Origin of the sequence: Thalassospira australica (assembly GCF_044790785.1) — a bacterium.
Lineage (GTDB): Bacteria > Pseudomonadota > Alphaproteobacteria > Rhodospirillales > Thalassospiraceae > Thalassospira > Thalassospira australica_A.
Window position 1 is genome coordinate 3,419,859 of the sequence record NZ_CP085258.1, and the last position, 17,313, is coordinate 3,437,171.

The window sequence follows — 17,313 nt, forward strand, 5'->3', positions numbered from 1 at the left end:
GCAACGTTACAGGTGGGAGTCAAGCTGCTGCTGTAACGTTGCAGCACAGCAAAGCCGCCAACAGGCACGAAACCTGTGGTTGACCTGATGATGTTTTGCATCGCAAAACAGCACCCGTTTCACGACCGGAAACAAGAATGCAGAAGACTCCACCCTGCCTTAACCAATTTGCAACAGCTTTTGGGTCAAAACCGGCATAAGGTCTGGGGAACAGAAATCAGATCATTTTTTAAAAAGTTCAGAGCATTCAATTGGCACGCAGCAAAACCAGATCAGGCTTGATCGCGGCCTTGGACATCGGCACGTCCAAGGTCTGTTGCTTTATTGCCCGGCACGAAAAGAACGAGACGCCGAAGGTCATCGGCATCGGTCATAATATGTCCAAGGGGCTGCAAAGCGGATCAATCGCCAATCTTGATGCCGCACAGGAAGTTGTGCTTGCCGCAGTCAATGCCGCGGAAAAAATGGCAGGCCAGACCATTGATTCCGTTATTGTCAATCTGTCGGGGGGGAGCCCCGAATCTGAAACACATACAGTCGAATTGCCGCTGGGGTCACGGCCGATTGGCAATCTGGAAATCCGCAAGCTGAATGATCAGAAAGAAGCCGTCCTGCGCCAGGCTGGCGACGAGCTGATCCATACGGTTCCACTGGGTTTCCGGGTCGACGGGGCAACCGGGCTTCGCGATCCGCGCGGCATGTACGGGTCGGTTGTCGGTCTTGATCTGCATTTCGTCCGCACACAGACCGCACCGCTTCGCAATCTGGAAACCCTTCTGGGCCGTTGCCATCTGGGGATCGAGGAAACGGTGGTTACACCACTGGCATCCGGTCTGTCTGCATTGACAGCCGATCAGCGTGACCTTGGTGCGACTGTGATTGATATGGGCGCAGGCACCACGAGCGTTGCCGTATTCCATGGCGGTCAGGTGATCTATACCGCGACCGTACCGGTCGGCGGGGCGCATGTGACGCGCGATATTGCCTATGGGCTGAACACGTCGCTTAATCATGCCGAACGCATGAAGACGTTGCATGGCAGTGCGCTGACATCGCCATCCGACGATCAGGAAATCCTGGCGGTGCCTGTGATCGGCGATGAAGACGAAAACAACGTCAACCATGTGCCGCGGTCGATGCTGATCAACATCATCAAACCGCGCCTTGAAGAAACGTTCGAATTGATTCGCGATCAGTTGGACGAACATGGCCTGTCGCAAATCGGCGGCCGTTCCATCGTTTTGACCGGCGGGGCCAGCCAGCTTAACGCCATTGCCGATCTGGCAAGCCAGATGTTTGAACGTCCGGCCACTATCGCGACACCGCACGGCGTCTCGGGCCTTGCCGAGGCCACTGCCGGTCCGGCTTTCTCGGCATGTGCCGGTCTGCTGTTGCGTGCCCTTCAGCAGCAGAACGATCCGCTGAGCGAAGCCATGGCCCAAATTCGCCAGTCGGGCGGACGCTGGGGCCGTTTCGGTGCGTGGTTCAAGGAAAATTTCTAGGCCGATATCCCGAGCCAAGTATCCCAAGATGCGTCTTTTACGCGACACGAAAATTATTTGACGCAAAAAAAGCGATAATTTTCGAAATCTTCCATTGTTATTAACACGGCAATAACTCTTTGCCCGCTAAAACGAATGCCAAGGTCTAATGTCCGGGGGACACCTGAGACGTAGCGTGGCAAAGGGAAGGCCGCGCCGATCTTGAGCTCTAAAGCGCGGAGAGGAAGAGCAAACGATGAGCACGATCAATTTTTCCGTTCCTGAAACGGAAGAAAACCTGAAACCGAAGATTACCGTTATTGGCGTCGGTGGCGCCGGTGGCAATGCTGTTAACAACATGATCGCATCCGAACTTGAGGGTTGTGATTTTGTTGTTGCCAACACGGACTCACAAGCCCTTAGCCAGAGCAAAGCTACACGCAAGATGCAGCTTGGCCGCAAGATCACCCAAGGGCTGGGTGCCGGTGCTCGTCCCGATGCGGGCAGTGCCGCAGCCGAAGAATCCATAGAAGACATTCAGGCCCAGCTTGAAGGCTGCCACATGGTGTTCATCACTGCGGGCATGGGCGGCGGTACCGGTACCGGTGCGGCCCCGGTCATTGCACGGGCTGCCAAGGAAGCGGGCATTCTGACGGTTGGTGTCGTTACCAAACCGTTCCATTTCGAAGGCACGCGCCGCATGCGCACCGCCGAACAGGGGATCGAGCAGCTTCAGCAATATGTTGATACGCTGATCATCATCCCGAACCAGAACCTGTTCCGGGTTGCGAATGAAAAAACCACATTCGCAGATGCCTTCCAGATGGCAGACGACGTTCTGCGCAATGGTGTCCGTTCCATCACCGATTTGATGATGGTTCCGGGCCTTGTGAACCTTGACTTTGCCGATATCCGCACTGTTATGAGCGAGATGGGCAAAGCCATGATGGGCACGGGCGAAGCCACGGGTGAAAAACGTGCGCTTGAAGCTGCCGAGGCCGCCATTGCAAATCCGCTTCTGGAAGATGCTTCGATGAAGGGCGCGCGTGCGGTCCTGATCAACATCACCGGCGGCATGGACATGGCCCTTTACGAAGTCGACGAAGCCGCGAACCGTATTCGCGAGGAAGTTGCTTCGGAAGCCAACATCATCTTTGGTTCGACCTTTGATCCGACCATTGAAGGCGCGCTTCGCGTATCTGTGGTGGCCACAGGCATCGATGCAGAGGACGTCCGCCGTCCGCAGCCGACCACCGTTTCGGTCGCGCCGATCAAGGCCACCGAACAGGCCGCCAAGCCGGCAACCCCGTCCTTTGGGCAGCATGGCGCAGCAGCAGCTGTCGCCAGTGCCCCGGAAGCTGCTGTTGCCAGCGCGCATGACGGCTATCATGGCGGTGCCTCGATCGACGAAATTCCGGCAGAACGTTTTGCTGCAACCGGCAGCGCCCAGCAGCCGGAACTGAGCAATCAGCCTGCAACCGATACCGGCTCCATCGAACTGGGCCAGACCGTTCTGAAACCGAAACCGGTTTCGCGTCCGGCACAGCATTTCACCCCGGCAGAAAAGCCGAAAGAGAACGGCGATATGGCCTTTATTCCGCCGCGCCCGGCTCGTCCGAGCGACGCAGAACAAAACCACAGCCCGGATGTGTTCGAGGCAGCAGACGCCCAGAACGCAACCCCGCCGCGTTTTGGCCTGCGGACCCTGTTTGGCAAGAACAAGGGCGGTCATGACGATCACGCGGAACAGTCTCATCATGCCGCACCGCGTCAGGCACATCCGCAGCCGCAGGCTCCGGCACCGCGCCAGACCGAAATGTCGCTTGGCGAGGATGCGAACCAGTCCTTGAAGGCCGATCCAGCTTCCCGCGTCAAGACATCGAATGCGTCTGACGACCTTCTGGAAATTCCGGCCTTCCTGCGTCGTCAGGCCAACTGACGACATTCTCCGCGCGAAAAAGGGGAAGGCTTTGGCCTTCCCCTTTTTTTAGATACTGCCGAATGGTGCGAAAGCTCCTGCCCCAGTGTAATCTGAAATTGCATTTAATCGATTTTTTGAAATAATTTTCATATTTTTCAATATGTTAAATCGCTTACAAAGCGTAACAAAGAGTGATTTGTTCTATTGTCACAACGCTTGTAGGGTCTGATGCTAAGAAATGGGGTTAACGCCCCGATGCGCCTGAACAATGCGCATATTTAACAACTCACTGACCTGACTTTTCTGGGGGTTCCCGTGAATAATATTACAGACCTCGGCGCGACCTTCACGCCTGCGGGTGCATTCGATCAGGAGGTTGTGCGTCAGCGCACCCTTAAAGCATCCATCGGCTGTGCCGGTGTCGGGCTGCATTCAGGTCACAAAATCCGCATCACCCTGCACCCAGCCCCTGAAAATCACGGTATCGTATTCCGCCGCACGGATCTGGATGGCCAGCCGCTGTTTCCGGCACGTTACGATGGCGTGATCGACACGCAGCTTTGCACCTGCCTTGGCGACCGTGATGCCGGCATCAAAATCGGTACGATCGAACATCTGATGGCGGCCCTTGCCGGGCAGCGCATCGATAACGTTCTGATCGATATTGATGCCGATGAAGTGCCGGTGATGGATGGCAGTTCTGCACCGTTCAACTTCCTGATTGATTGTGTCGGGATCGAGGAACAGGACGCGCCGCGTCTGGTGATCGAGGTCCTCAAACCGGTTGAAGTCGAATATAAGGGCTGCACCGCACGGGTCGAACCGGCTCGTGGCTTTGAAGTCGATTTTGAAATTGATTTCGCCAGCAAGGCAATCAACAACCAGCGCCTGTCGGTTAAATTCGACGATGGCGTGTTTGTTGCCAATATTGCGCGCGCCCGTACTTTCGGCTTCCTGCACGAAGTCGAAGCGATGCGATCGATGGGCCTGGCACGCGGTGGTTCGCTTGACAATGCGGTCGTGCTTTCGGGCGATGAAGTGATGAACGAAGAAGGCCTTCGTTATGATGACGAATTCGTCCGTCACAAGATTCTCGACGCGCTTGGCGATCTCTACACCGCAGGCAAGCAGCTTCAGGGCAAAGTGACCGCCTATAAGTCCGGTCACCATGTCAACAACCTGCTTTTGAAGGCGCTGTTTGCCGATGCAAGTGCATGGCGTGTTGTGCCGATGCGCAAATCGGCCCTGCAGGCTGTTGAAATGCCTGTACTGGCAACAGCTTAAACCGGTCTTGTGATAAGTTTTAATTCAAAAAAGCGGCTCTTGGGGGCCGCTTTTTTATTGTGTTTCGCAACCGTAATTTGCATGGCTTCGATCCCGGAGCCAGTCATGGTGCAGAAAAGTGCCCGGAATGCGACACAACCACTTGCCCTATGCCCGTACCGGCATGATATAGTCCGGCAAATTTCCGCCTGAATGCGTCCCAAAGTTTAAGGAAACGACACAGTGCTTCGTAAGGCTTCCAAGAATGTTATTGCTGCTTGTGGTCTGGCCCTGCTTCTTGCGGCCTGCTCCAGCAACGACAAGCCGGAATATGTCGAACGCCCGGTTTCCGAGCTTTATAACAGCGCGCAGGATCTTCTGGATGCCCGGGAATACCAGCAGGCAGCCGAAGCCTTTGACGAGGTTGAACGTCAGCACCCCTATTCGGTCTGGGCAACCAAGGCGACGCTTATGTCAGCCTATGCCTATTACCAGGATAACAAATATGATGACGCGATCACGGCCCTTGATCGCTTTATCTCGCTTCATCCGGCAAACCCGGATGTACCATACGCCTATTACCTGAAGGCGTTGTCCTATTACGAACAGATTTCCGACGTTGGCCGCGATCAGCAGATGACCCAGCATGCGATGGATTCGCTTGACGACGTGATCCGCCGTTTCCCCGACAGCCAGTATGCGCGCGATGCAAAACTGAAAAAAGACCTGACGGTTGACCACCTTGCCGGCAAGGAAATGAGTGTTGGCCGTTATTATCAGGATCGTGGCGAATATCTGGCAGCGATCAACCGATTCAAATCGGTTCTTGAGAAATATCAGACCACCACGCATGTGCCCGAGGCATTGGCCCGCCTGACCGAAAGCTATCTGGCGCTTGGTCTTGAAGGCGAAGCCAAACGCACGGCATCGGTGCTTGGCCATAACTTCCCCGGCAGCCCGTGGTATGAGGACTCATACGATCTTCTGGTCGGCGATGGCCTGAATACACGCGAGAGCGAAAGCTGGTGGCATTCGACCGCCACCGCCCTTGGTGACTGGTTCTGATTCTCGCCGCGTCGCGTTACTCTTCCCCTCAGAACACATCAAGAACACTTGTTTCTTGTCAGTTGTTTTTCAACATTTTTCGCTCTTTCCTGCGGCCCACAGCGGTACGGTGAATTTTGCCCCGTGCCAAAGCTTGCAAGGCGCGCTACGATTGGGCACTCTGCATGTCGCAACGTCGCCTGACGGGCACCATCGCCGCTGTTTTAACAATGTCAGTATCCCGCAATGCTTCGACGGCTTAGCATCCGAAATGTTGTTCTGATCGACAAGCTGGACCTTGATTTCCGCGACGGGCTTAGCGTGCTTACCGGGGAAACCGGCGCGGGGAAATCGATCCTGCTTGACTCGTTGGGGCTGGCACTTGGCGCGCGCGCCGATAGCGGGCTTGTCCGTCATGGCACGGATAAATGCAGCGTGACCGCGACCTTTACCCTGCCGGCCGGTCACCCGGTTTATCGGCTTCTGGCTGAACAGGATATCGAGGTTGAAGACGACGAGCTTGTCGTACGCCGGGTTGTTACCTCGGACGGCCGTTCGCGCGCCTATGTCAACGATCAGTCGGTATCGGTAGGACTTTTGCGCGATGTCGGCAATTATTGTGTCGAAATTCAGGGGCAGTTTGACCAGCACGGATTGCTCGACCCAACCACCCATCGCGCGACCCTTGATGCCCATGGCAATCTTAGCAGCCTTGCCCTTGCGGTGCGGGATCAATGGCGCGCATGGCGCGATACGCAAAAGGAACTGACTGCGGCAACCAACCGCATCAACAAGGCACGCGAAGAAGAAGAATGGCTGCGCCATGCGGTGGACGAGCTTGAAAAGCTTGGCCCAGAGGACGGTGAGGAAGAACGCCTTGCCGAGGAACGTCAGTTCCTGATGCATGAGGAAAAGCTGGTGGCGGCCCTTAACGATGCCGAAAGCGAACTTTCGCGCGGCAAGGGGGCCGAAAGTGCGCTTCGCAGTGCGCAGCGTCATCTTGAACGCGAATTGCAAAAGGCCGAAGGCCGATTTGAACCGATCATCGAGGCACTGGACCGGGCCGCGATCGAGCTTGAAGAAGCATCGCGTGCGATATCCGTTACCCTTGCCGATCTGAATATCGATACCGGGCAGCAGGAAAATGTCGAGGAACGGCTTTTTGCGCTGCGCGCGGCGGCACGCAAATACAATGTGCCGGTCGATGGGTTGAATGGCCTGATGAAGGAATACCGCAGCCAGATCGATCAGCTTGAGTTTGGCGAAAAGGAATTGTCGCGCCTGACGGCTGCGGTTGCCGAACATCGCGCGGCCTTTATCGATGCCGCGCAAAAGCTTCGTGGGGCGCGCAAAGCCGCCGCCGAAACGCTCGATACCGCGATCAATGGCGAATTGCCGCCGCTTCGTATGGAAAAGGCGCGCTTTGTCACCGACATTGCCGCGCTGGAAGAAAACGAATGGGGCATCGACGGGATCGACCGCATCCAGTTCATGGTCGCCACCAACCCCGGCAGCCCGGCCGGACCGTTAAACAAGATTGCCTCCGGGGGCGAGCTTTCCCGTTTCCTGCTGGCACTCAAGGTGGTTCTGGCGCGGGTTTCAGCGGTGCCGAGCCTTGTGTTCGATGAAGTCGACAGCGGTGTCGGCGGGGCAACTGCTGCCGCGATTGGCGAACGCCTGCATTTGCTGGCCGAGGAACGCCAGATCCTTGTGATTACGCACAGCCCGCAGGTTGCAGCACGCGGGCGTACCCATTTCAATATTGCCAAAAGCGAAAATGACGGCAGCATGGTAACCCGTGTGAACGAACTGATTGACGGGGCACGGCGCGAGGAAATCGCCAGGATGCTGGCCGGTCATTCGATCACCGCCGAAGCCCGTGCTGCGGCAGACAGCCTGTTAGACCAACCTCGATAGAACATTTGCGCAGAAGGCCCCGCCAGTTCGCGCGACAAGAATACGGATAAATGAACCATGAGCGCCGATACCGGGTCGAGCAAATCGAATGTCCCTGAAATGCCGGAAACAGGTACCGAGGCCCGCCGCCAGCATGCCGAAATTTCCAACCGCATTCGCGATTTCAACGAAGCCTATTACGTCAATGACGAACCGCTGGTGCCCGATGCGGAATATGATGCGCTGTTCAATCGCCTGATCGAACTCGAAGCACGCTATCCGACGCTCAAGAAAAACAGCCCGACACAGGAAGTCGGTGCGGCCCCGGCAGAAGGTTTTGCCAAGGTCAAGCATGCCCGCCCGATGCTGTCTCTGGGCAATGCGTTTTCACGCGAGGATATTGTCGATTTTCTGGCCCGCGTTCGCCGTTTCCTGAACCTTGGCGCGCACAGCCCGGTCGAGATTGTCGCCGAACCCAAGATCGATGGGTTGTCGCTGTCGCTGCGCTATGAAAAGCGGAAGCTCGTCCGCGCGGCAACGCGCGGCGATGGGACCGAGGGCGAAGACGTTACCGCCAATGTCGCCCATATCGGCGATATACCCAAAACCCTGCCCGACGATGCACCCGAAGAGGTGGTTGAAATCCGTGGCGAGGTTTATATGGCGCGCTCGGACTTCCACAAGCTGAACGCGACGCAGGCCGAAAATAGCGGCAAGACATTTGCCAATCCGCGCAATGCCGCCGCCGGGTCACTGCGCCAGCTTGATCCCACGATCAGTGCCAAACGCCCGCTTCGGTTTTTTGCCTACAGCTATGGCGAGCTTTCCGAAAGCCTTGCCAAAACCCACTGGGATTTCATCGAAAAGATCAAGGGTTGGGGCTTTGTCACCAATCCGCACACCACGCTCGTCAAGAATGTCGACGACATAATGGATCTTTATGAGGAACTCGGCAATCAGCGGGCCGACCTTGATTACGATATCGACGGCATCGTCTATAAGGTCAACGATTTCGAATTGCAGTTGCGCCTTGGCTTTGTCAGCCGGTCGCCGCGCTGGGCAATTGCACACAAATTTCCGGCGGAAAAAGCCCGTACCCGGTTGCTCAAAATCGAAGTTCAGGTTGGCCGCACCGGCGCACTGACCCCGGTTGCACGGCTGGAACCTGTCACTGTCGGCGGTGTTGTTGTTTCAAACGCAACCCTGCATAACCGCGATGAAATCGAACGGCTTGGTGTCCGCGAAGGCGATCTGGTAACGGTGCAGCGGGCTGGTGACGTTATTCCGCAAATCGTTGATTACGTCCCCGAAGAACGCCCGAAAGACACCGTCGAATACAAATTCCCCGATACCTGTCCGAAATGCGGCAGCCACGCCATGCGCGAGGAAGGCGAAGTCGTTACGCGCTGCACAGGCGGGTTGATCTGCCCGGCACAGGCGGTCGAACGCCTGAAACATTTTGTGTCACGCAATGCGTTCGACATCGAAGGCATGGGCGGCAAACATATCGAGGCGTTTTTTGATCTTGGTTGGGTCAAATCACCTGCCGATATTTTCCGGATCGAGGAAAAGCACGGGGAGGCCCTTCGCAAGCTTGAAGGCTGGGGTGATAAATCGGCTGAAAAGCTGTTTGCCAGCATTGATGAACGGCGGACCATACCGCTTGACCGGTTTATCTATGCCCTTGGCATCCGTCAGATCGGTCAGGCTACCGCAAAACTTCTGGCGCGGCATTACGGATCTATTACGGAATGGCGCGCGGCCATGAATGACGCGGGAACACCTGATAGCGACGCATTGCGCGACCTGATCAATATCGATCAGATCGGCCCCAGCATGGCCCATGATCTGATCGAGTTCATGGCCGAAGAACATAACCGCGATGTGCTGGATGATCTTCAGGCCGTTCTGACCATTGAAGATGTCGAGGCACCGCAGGTAACCGACAGCCCCGTCAGCGGCAAAACGGTTGTCTTTACCGGCAAACTGGAACTGTTTTCGCGTAACGAGGCCAAGGTCAAGGCCGAAAGCCTTGGCGCAAAAGTTGCCGGTTCCGTTTCAGCAAAAACCGATTTTCTGGTTGCAGGACCAGGTGCCGGTTCCAAATTAAAGAAAGCAGAAGAATTAGGTGTTACTGTTCTGGATGAACAAGGATGGCTTGATCTGATCGCCGAGTGATCAGTACGGGCAAAAGCGGAAGGAAAAATATCCGATGGAAGATCTGGGCAGCTTTTTTCGCCGCTATGCCGATGCGCACCTTAAATTCGAAGCCGACGCCCTTGACGGTTTTTACCACTTCCCGTGCCTGATCAACGATCTGATGGGGGTCCATGCCATCGGCTCGGTCGAAGATCTGCATAAATACAATCAGTCGTTTTTTGGCGAGTTGAAAAACGCCGATCTGGCGATGGCGAAATCCATGCTGATCGAACAGCATTCCGCCCTGCCCGGCGGATCGCGCGCGGTTGTGTCCTTCCGGTTCGGCAATTCGGAAAACAATCTGATTTTCGATTGCGATTATGCCTTTGCCCTGCTCAAACAGGACGATGCATGGAAGATCGTTTTCGCCCAGCTTGACGAAATCCGATATAGCGACCTTTACTGATTAAGCGGTTCCCATCGGCGGAACCATGCAGTCATATCACTTGTCTGAATGCACTGAACGCCCGGTTGCCGAAAAGAACGGCCAGGCCAGCAATCGCCCCAGACCGGCCAGTGTCACGCCATTCTTGATCGACGCGACCCCAATAATAACAACAGCAAAGCCCAGCGCCTGCGGTGCTGTCAGAACTTCGCCCAGCAGCAGCCACGCGGCAAAGAATGTCATGGCGGGCCCGGAAAGTGAAATCAATGCCGCCTGTGTCGCCCCGATCCGCCGGATGCCTTCATAAAGCAGGAAGAACGGGATCACCGTGCAAAAGATCGAAATGCCCGCCGTCCACAAAACCCCGTCGACATTCAGGTTCAGCGGCTTGGTCACAACCAGCTCATAGATGATCATCGATATACCGGCCATGGTATTGACCAGAGCGGCAAAATGCATCGATCCAATAACCGAAATCATCCGCTGCCCGAAATAAAGGTAACAGGCGTAAGTCAGGGCGGAAGCAAACGCGAGCGACGCCCCCAGCCAAAGCTGATCCGAAACAGCACCGATCCCGTTGGGGGCAAGAACCAGTACCAACCCGATATAAGTGACGACAAAGCAGACAAACTGGCGCAAGGGAGGAAGCCGCCACTTATGCAGGCATTCAAGGATCAGAACGATGGCCGGGAATGTGAAAAGCACGATCCGCGAGACGGTGACATCAATCACCGACACCGCCGTAAAATCAAACAGGGCGGCAGCAAAGAACAACCCGCCATAAAGCGCGCCCCAGAGAATATCGACCGGTTTCATTTTGCGCTCGCCCGGCCGGTGTTTGCCAAACAGATAAACGCCGATCCAGAAAAACGGCAGCGCAATCAGAAAACGCAGCAACAACAAACCATCCACGGTCATGCCGGTGGCATAGACGTATTTCGCAAGCAGGCCCTTCATGGCAAATGCAACGGTGGATAGCAGCACAAGTGTCAGAGCGGAACCCGATGGTTTTGCCACGGAATTGGCATCGGATTGTGCGGATGGTTTTGTCATTATTGTCTCCGGTCTCTCTCGCCCCCAACTATCTGCTCCGCCTAGTCATTATTCAATTCGAATTAAATGTTATCAGATATCAGTAATTGCTATATCTTTTGCGATATTGATCCGGCCGTTTCCGTTTTCGGGACCATGAAATGGACATCAAACAGCTTCGAAGCTTTGTGCATATCGCCGAACTTGGCAGTCTGTCGCGGGCAGCCGACCGGTTGAACCTGTCGCAACCAGCCCTTAGCCGGCAGCTTAACCTTCTGGAAGAGGCACTTGATACCCGCCTGCTGGAGCGGACCGGACGCGGGGTCAAACTGACCGAAGCCGGTCAGATGCTGGCGGAACGGGCACGGGTTATTCTCGGCGATCTGGCCCGCCTTGAGGCCGATCTTTCGGCGCGACGCAGTAAGGTAACCGGTCATGTTCATGTCGGTGTGCCGCCCAGTGCGGGGATCGTCATTACCGGCGCACTAGTCGAAGCGTTGCGTGAACGCTATCCCGATCTGAACATCTCGATTGCCGAGGATTTGACAGGTGACGTTCAGGAAGGATTGCTATCGGGCCGTCTTGATATCGGCATCCTGCATGACGGTATGATATCGCGCAGCCTGCATGCAGAACCATTGTGGCGCGAAGACCTGTTTCTGATTTCTCATCCGTCGCGCGTTGGCGAAGGCGAAACCGAAATTGCCTATGAAGATGTTCTGGCATTGCCATTGATCATGCCGACCCCGAAACACGGGCTGCGCGCCAAGATGCAGGAAGCAGCATTCCGTGCCGGTCGTCCCCTGACCCCGGTGGTCGAAGCCGATGCGTTGCGGGTTCTGGTCGATCTGGTGCATCGCGATCTGGGCCATACGGTTTTGCCACGAAGTTCGCTTGTGATGGAGCTTTCGACCGGGCGGCTCAAGGCGCGGCGGATTGTTAACCCGCAACTATCGCGCAAGGTAATGTTATCTTGGCTTCAGGATCGCCCGCTTAGTACCGGGGCCAAGGCCGTGCTTGACACCCTGCGCGATCTGGCGGGAACCATGCCGATGGCCGATAACTGAAAAACAAAACCCCGGCACGACGAACGTACCGGGGTTTGCTGGAAAGGCTTTGGACCGATCAGACCGGGGCTTCGGAATCGGATGATTTCTGCCACAGGTTCAGACCGCCATCGGTCGCGTATTTATCGATTTCAGCCAGTTCCTCGGCACTGAATTCAAGATTGTTCAGGGCATCAAGGCTGTTATCAAGCTGTTCGACATGACGCGCGCCAATCAGGGCTGATGTGATTTCCGGGCGACGCAGCACCCAGGCAATCGCCATCTGCGCCAAACTCTGGCCACGGCGTTTGGCGATTTCGTTCAGTGCGCGCACACGGTTCAGGTTGTCTTCGGACAGCATGCCGGACTGGAACGATCCTTCAAGCGCGGCACGGGAATTTTCCGGCACACCGTTCAGGTATTTGTTGGTCAGAAGTCCCTGGGCAAGCGGCGAGAACGCAATGCAGCCAATACCAAGTTCGGACAGGGTATCAAGCAGACCTTCGGTTTCGACCCAGCGGTTCAGCATCGAATAGGATGGCTGATGAATGACGCAGGGCGTGCCCAGATCGGACAGGATCGCCTGCGCCTTACGGGTCATTTCGGCGGAATAGGATGAAATACCGACATAAAGCGCCTTGCCCGAACGCACGATCTGATCCAGCGCGCCCATGGTTTCGGCAAGCGGCGTATTCGGATCAACACGGTGCGAATAGAAAATATCCACATAATCCAGCCCCATGCGTGACAAGCTTTGATCCAGACTTGAAATCAGATATTTGCGCGAACCCCATTCGCCAAACGGCCCCGGCCACATGCGATAGCCCGCCTTGGTCGAAATCACCAGTTCGTCACGATGGGATTTAAAATCCTTTGCCAGCACCTTGCCAAAGTTTTCTTCGGCCGATCCGGGGGGCGGGCCGTAATTGTTGGCAAGATCGAAATGGATGACACCGCGATCAAAGGCCCGCCGGATCATGGCGCGCTGCGTTTCAAAGACGTCAACGCCACCGAAATTCTGCCAAAGACCCAGCGTGATCTGCGGCAACATCAGGCCGCTTTTGCCTGACCGGTTATAGGTTGCGTTGTCGTATCGCGCGGGATTGGCATTCCAGCCTTCTTCCACTGACGCCATGTCGTCCTCCTACTCATTCTCTTTTGGGGACATGCCCACAATTGAATCGATCCAATGCCTCTCTCATAGAATAAATTGTTAAGATTGTCAGGTCGCAAGATCATCGCAAAACAGGGATGTATGAGTTTTCCTTACAGGACTCGGCCGACTGGAGAGTCAATTTTCCATTTTGGGAAATCAAGACGACAACCCTTGATAGAGAAACAACATTTATCATTACAAAATGCGCGAAACTGAAACATTTGAAGGATAATTGATATTTTTCAAAAATTTCAATTAAAACATTGATTAAAAATAATAAAGCGGGATGCAGGATAAAATTCAATTTAAGAGGCTGTTATAAATACCAATAAACTCTACATACCTATGAGGGGCGCACCCTATATTATGGTATAAGAAACTTCTCAGGTAATAGAAGGGCTACTTAAAATCTTGTGATATTTGAAATATTTTGCGGACGAGCGTCCTTCCAAAATTATAAGCCTTCCCGACGAAATTGTTCCGAGAAGTAGTTTCATCATATCAGTACTCATGAATTTCAGATTACTACCCCCAAATGGCTGAATGCCATGCACAAAATGGCGGATATCATACCGTTGATTGATAAAATGGATAAGGAGGAAGATCGGGTAAGATCGAAAACCACTGAAAACAAAGAGAAAGTTTCCATGTAATAGGTGAAGTATGAACTTCTACTCTGGTTGCGGAGAGCGGCTTGTCGCTATTGTGCACTCCAGCTCTTTACTTCGTGCAGGTCTTACCGGCCTTCTTTCACACATTGAAGGCATCACGGTTATTGCCGTTCCTTCCCTTGAGGATCTCGAACAAGCGGTGAATGAAAATCGGTCACTCAGCACCGTTCTTTTCAACATTGATGATTTTTCTCAACAGATCGAACATCTGTCGGCTTTCAAGGTGAACCACCCTTCTATTCACCTTTTGACTCTTGCGCACGAATATTCGGCAGATGAACTTTTCGGTCTATTTTCTGCTGGCGTCAGTGGAGCTCTTCTTGACGATGTGTCGCAAAACGCTATTGAGCTTGCAGTCGCACTTGTCAGTGAAGGTGCAAAAATCTATCCGGCCAGTCTTACCAATATCATCATGGACCGCTTCCGCTTCATGTCCGGAAACGATACAGCTCCTATTCTATCGCACGACGATATTGATCTATCGGAGCGTGAAATCGAAATCCTGAAATGCCTGACCAACGGTGCCTCCAACAAAAAAATCGCACTTTCTCTGGACATTTCCGAAGCCACTGTAAAAGTTCATGTGAAAAGTATCCTTCGGAAAATAAAAGTCGACAACAGAACCCAAGCCGCAATTTGGGCACTGCGAACTCGATCAGAAACACCATCAGCGACACGACGCGCGTCGTAAGACATCTCCCCGATTGCCCTCACAATCGGGGAGATTTTTTACCACCAAACGTTACACATTTTTATTCAAAGGTGCCGTTGCCCTTTGCAGCCATTCAAGAAGATCTTCGTCAAGATCGTCGGCATACATGGCATAGACCTGCGCGTGGTAATCGTTCAACCACTGCAATTCATCCTTGGTCATCAGTTCCGGATCAATCAGTTTGCGTTCGATCGGCGAGAAGGTCAGCGTTTCAAAGCCCAGCATCGGGCGGTCCGCACCGACCGGGCCATCGACTTCGACAACCGCAATCAGGTTTTCGATGCGAATGCCATATTCGCCTTCCTTATAGAAACCCGGCTCGTTCGACAGGATCATGCCGGGTTTAAGCGCGATTTTGTTCGGGGCCTTGGAAATCCGCTGCGGACCTTCGTGAACACCAAGGTAACTGCCAACGCCATGCCCGGTACCGTGGTCGAAATCAAGCCCGGCTTCCCACAGCGGAGCACGGGCAAGGGTATCAAGCTGCTGGCCGGTGGTGCCGACCGGGAAAATCGCGCGCGCAAGTGCGATATGCCCCTTCAGCACACGAGTGAAACGGTCACGATGTTCCTGGGTCGGCTGTCCGATCACGGTTGTACGGGTGATATCGGTGGTGCCGTCCAGATACTGCCCGCCACTATCGATCAGGAAAATCTCGCCCGGTGACAATTTCCGGTTGGTTTCAGGGGTATTGCGATAATGGCACAACGCCCCATTCGGACCGCTGCCCGGGATGGTTTCAAAACTGGTATCGCGGAATAACTGGTCTTTGGCACGAAGTGCGAGAAGTTTGTCCGCAGCCATGCGTTCATCAATACTGCCATCGGCGGCGGCTTCTTCAAGCCACGCGAAATAACGAATGATTTTTTCGCCATCGCGTTTATGCGCCTTGCGCGATCCTTCAAGCTCGACCTCGTTCTTGCAGGCCTTGGGCAATGCCACCGGATCACGCCCGATCCGCATGGTCGCCCCGGCATCTGAAAGCTTCATGCGCAGCCAGTCGGATGCGGTTGCCTCGTCCAGGCGAACCGACTGATTGCCCATTGCGCCAAGGGCTTCTTCGAGTTCGCCGGGGTGGCGGATGGTCGCATCATTTTCAAGCCATTTCACGGTTTCCGCCGGAAACTTGCGGTCATCCATAAACAGATCAACCGATGCATCGCCATGGATGATGGCATATCCCAGCGGCAGCGGAATATGGGGTACATCGCCACCGCGGATATTCAAAAGCCACGCGATGCTGTCGGGGGCGGAAATCACCGCACTGTCGCATTCGAGCTTTTCGAGCATCTCGGCAATCTGTTTGCGTTTTTCCGCGTTTGATTTACCGGCATATTCCAAGGGATGCGGGCGCACGGGTGCTACTGGCATGGCCGGCTGTTTATGCCACAGAACATCAATCGGATTGGGTTCGATTGCGACCAGTTCGGCACCGACACCCTTGCACGCACCGCGCAGATGTTCGGCCTGCTGGACGGTATGCAGATGCGGATCATAGGCCAGCTTCTGGCCCGATTTAAGATTGTCGTGGATCCAGCCGACAACCGGCTCGTCGACCAGATGGCGGTATTCGTAAATATCACGGTTGACCTGCTGGCGGACCTGAATGGTGTAACGACCATCGACAAACACGGCGGCCTTGTCGGCCAGCACCACCGCAGCCCCGGCCGACCCGGTAAAGCCGGTCAGCCATGCCAGACGTTCGGCACAGGCCGGAACATATTCACCCTGATGTTCGTCAGAACGCGGCACGACGAAACCATCGACACCCTTTGCCGCAAGATATTTGCGAAGTGCTTCGATCCGCTCCGCGGCATCATGGCCGTCCTTGGCATACAGAAATTCCGATTTGCGTTCATCGCGCAAGGACAGCAAGGCAGCTTTCAGGTCATCACCAGGTTTGCCACCGACCAGATCGAGCCAATCGGTTCGCGTATCGCCATTGGCACTGGCAAGAACACCGTCGATCAGATCGACAATGGCAGTAACGTCCTTGTTGACGCCGTCGCGTTCAAGCATGGCAGCAAGTTGGGTATCGCCGAGAAGGGTCATCAAAATCCTCGTTTCTGTGCGTGGGGCGGCATCCGACCAAAGCTATCTAAGGGTTTTCGCCGATCACTTGCAAGATGGAATGCCAGAAAACGTGGCAGGACACACCAATCGGACGACCGGTAAACTACACCGGTGTCACGCCTATACCACCACATGCATGATGGGTATGAAAGCCCTGCAAGCTTCGCAATGCAAATTAAGAGATGTTTAATCTATTACAGGCGCGTGACAAAAAGATGGCCCGTCGGGACGTCAATTTGCAGGAGACCAAAACGGTGATCCGTTTTCCAATTACTGTCCAGAGCGTCGTTCAATCGCGTCGTCGTCAGACGGCCTATGACGGTCTTGAGCGCCTCAGCCTTGCGGAAAGAGTCGCGCTCGGCCTCGATACAGGCCCTGCCAATCTGGCAGACGACGCTGAAAGTCACCATCGGGGTCAGACCCTTTCGGTAGCA

The 17,313-nt window shown here is 54.8% G+C and carries 13 protein-coding genes; 9 read left to right on the forward strand and 4 right to left on the reverse strand.

Annotated elements, in window-relative coordinates; genetic code table 11:
• Window positions 1-251 precede the first annotated feature (251 nt).
• The 7 genes from ftsA to LG297_RS16120 all read left to right on the forward strand — a co-directional run bounded on the left by ftsA (window position 252) and on the right by LG297_RS16120 (window position 10,210).
• The gene (gene ftsA, locus LG297_RS16090) at window positions 252-1,502 is read left to right on the forward strand and encodes a cell division protein FtsA (RefSeq protein ID WP_404422015.1); all 1,251 of its coding nucleotides are present in this window, start codon (window positions 252-254) and stop codon (window positions 1,500-1,502) included.
• Window positions 1,503-1,737: 235 nt separating this feature from the next.
• Window positions 1,738-3,420, forward strand: a complete 1,683-nt coding sequence (ftsZ, locus tag LG297_RS16095; RefSeq protein ID WP_404422017.1) for a cell division protein FtsZ — start codon at window positions 1,738-1,740, stop codon at window positions 3,418-3,420.
• Between the two features lie 297 nt (window positions 3,421-3,717).
• The gene (lpxC, locus tag LG297_RS16100; protein WP_404422019.1) at window positions 3,718-4,686 is read left to right on the forward strand and encodes a UDP-3-O-acyl-N-acetylglucosamine deacetylase; all 969 of its coding nucleotides are present in this window, start codon (window positions 3,718-3,720) and stop codon (window positions 4,684-4,686) included.
• Window positions 4,687-4,908: 222 nt separating this feature from the next.
• Window positions 4,909-5,730, forward strand: a complete 822-nt coding sequence (locus LG297_RS16105) for an outer membrane protein assembly factor BamD (protein WP_404422021.1) — start codon at window positions 4,909-4,911, stop codon at window positions 5,728-5,730.
• Window positions 5,731-5,955: 225 nt separating this feature from the next.
• Window positions 5,956-7,626 (forward strand): DNA repair protein RecN, encoded by a 1,671-nt coding sequence (gene recN, locus LG297_RS16110; RefSeq protein WP_404422023.1) that lies wholly within the window; start codon window positions 5,956-5,958, stop codon window positions 7,624-7,626.
• Between the two features lie 57 nt (window positions 7,627-7,683).
• Window positions 7,684-9,783 carry an NAD-dependent DNA ligase LigA gene (gene ligA / locus LG297_RS16115; protein ID WP_404422025.1) on the forward strand — a complete coding sequence of 700 codons (2,100 nt, stop codon included), beginning with the start codon at window positions 7,684-7,686 and terminating at the stop codon, window positions 9,781-9,783.
• 34 nt (window positions 9,784-9,817) lie between these two features.
• Window positions 9,818-10,210 carry a hypothetical protein gene (locus tag LG297_RS16120; protein ID WP_404422027.1) on the forward strand — a complete coding sequence of 131 codons (393 nt, stop codon included), beginning with the start codon at window positions 9,818-9,820 and terminating at the stop codon, window positions 10,208-10,210.
• Window positions 10,211-10,246: 36 nt separating this feature from the next.
• Here the strand turns inward: LG297_RS16120 and LG297_RS16125 are convergent, their stop codons facing one another.
• Window positions 10,247-11,242, reverse strand: a complete 996-nt coding sequence (locus LG297_RS16125; RefSeq protein ID WP_404422029.1) for a DMT family transporter — start codon at window positions 11,240-11,242, stop codon at window positions 10,247-10,249.
• 140 nt (window positions 11,243-11,382) lie between these two features.
• On the opposite strand from LG297_RS16125, the gene LG297_RS16130 reads away from it, so the two are divergent.
• A complete protein-coding gene (locus LG297_RS16130) occupies window positions 11,383-12,288 on the forward strand; it encodes a LysR family transcriptional regulator (protein ID WP_037992114.1) in 906 nt (301 codons plus the stop codon).
• Between the two features lie 58 nt (window positions 12,289-12,346).
• Here LG297_RS16130 and mgrA read toward each other — a convergent pair whose 3' ends face one another.
• On the reverse strand, window positions 12,347-13,402 hold the full coding sequence (gene mgrA / locus LG297_RS16135) for an L-glyceraldehyde 3-phosphate reductase (protein WP_404422031.1): 1,056 nt from the start codon (window positions 13,400-13,402) through the stop codon (window positions 12,347-12,349).
• A 684-nt stretch (window positions 13,403-14,086) separates the two neighbouring features.
• Between mgrA and LG297_RS16140 the strand changes: the two genes are divergently transcribed.
• Entirely contained in the window at window positions 14,087-14,785 is a 699-nt protein-coding gene (locus LG297_RS16140) for a LuxR C-terminal-related transcriptional regulator (RefSeq protein ID WP_404422033.1), read from the forward strand.
• A gap of 51 nt (window positions 14,786-14,836) precedes the next feature.
• Here the strand turns inward: LG297_RS16140 and LG297_RS16145 are convergent, their stop codons facing one another.
• The gene (locus LG297_RS16145; RefSeq protein ID WP_404422035.1) at window positions 14,837-16,858 is read right to left on the reverse strand and encodes an aminopeptidase P family protein; all 2,022 of its coding nucleotides are present in this window, start codon (window positions 16,856-16,858) and stop codon (window positions 14,837-14,839) included.
• A 215-nt stretch (window positions 16,859-17,073) separates the two neighbouring features.
• A complete protein-coding gene (locus tag LG297_RS16150) occupies window positions 17,074-17,289 on the reverse strand; it encodes a hypothetical protein (protein ID WP_404422037.1) in 216 nt (71 codons plus the stop codon).
• Window positions 17,290-17,313: the final 24 nt, after the last annotated feature.

Bases quoted from the DNA above. Each gene is read 5' to 3' on its own strand.
- ftsZ (WP_404422017.1), top strand. From the start codon at position 1,738: ATGAGCACGATCAATTTTTCCGTTCCTGAAACGGAAGAAAACCTGAAA.
- recN (WP_404422023.1), top strand. From the start codon at position 5,956: ATGCTTCGACGGCTTAGCATCCGAAATGTTGTTCTGATCGACAAGCTG.
- LG297_RS16130 (WP_037992114.1), top strand. From the start codon at position 11,383: ATGGACATCAAACAGCTTCGAAGCTTTGTGCATATCGCCGAACTTGGC.
- mgrA (WP_404422031.1), bottom strand. From the start codon at position 13,402: ATGGCGTCAGTGGAAGAAGGCTGGAATGCCAATCCCGCGCGATACGAC.
- LG297_RS16145 (WP_404422035.1), bottom strand. From the start codon at position 16,858: ATGACCCTTCTCGGCGATACCCAACTTGCTGCCATGCTTGAACGCGAC.
- LG297_RS16120 (WP_404422027.1), top strand. From the start codon at position 9,818: ATGGAAGATCTGGGCAGCTTTTTTCGCCGCTATGCCGATGCGCACCTT.
- ligA (WP_404422025.1), top strand. From the start codon at position 7,684: ATGAGCGCCGATACCGGGTCGAGCAAATCGAATGTCCCTGAAATGCCG.
- LG297_RS16125 (WP_404422029.1), bottom strand. From the start codon at position 11,242: ATGACAAAACCATCCGCACAATCCGATGCCAATTCCGTGGCAAAACCA.
- LG297_RS16140 (WP_404422033.1), top strand. From the start codon at position 14,087: ATGAACTTCTACTCTGGTTGCGGAGAGCGGCTTGTCGCTATTGTGCAC.
- LG297_RS16150 (WP_404422037.1), bottom strand. From the start codon at position 17,289: ATGGTGACTTTCAGCGTCGTCTGCCAGATTGGCAGGGCCTGTATCGAG.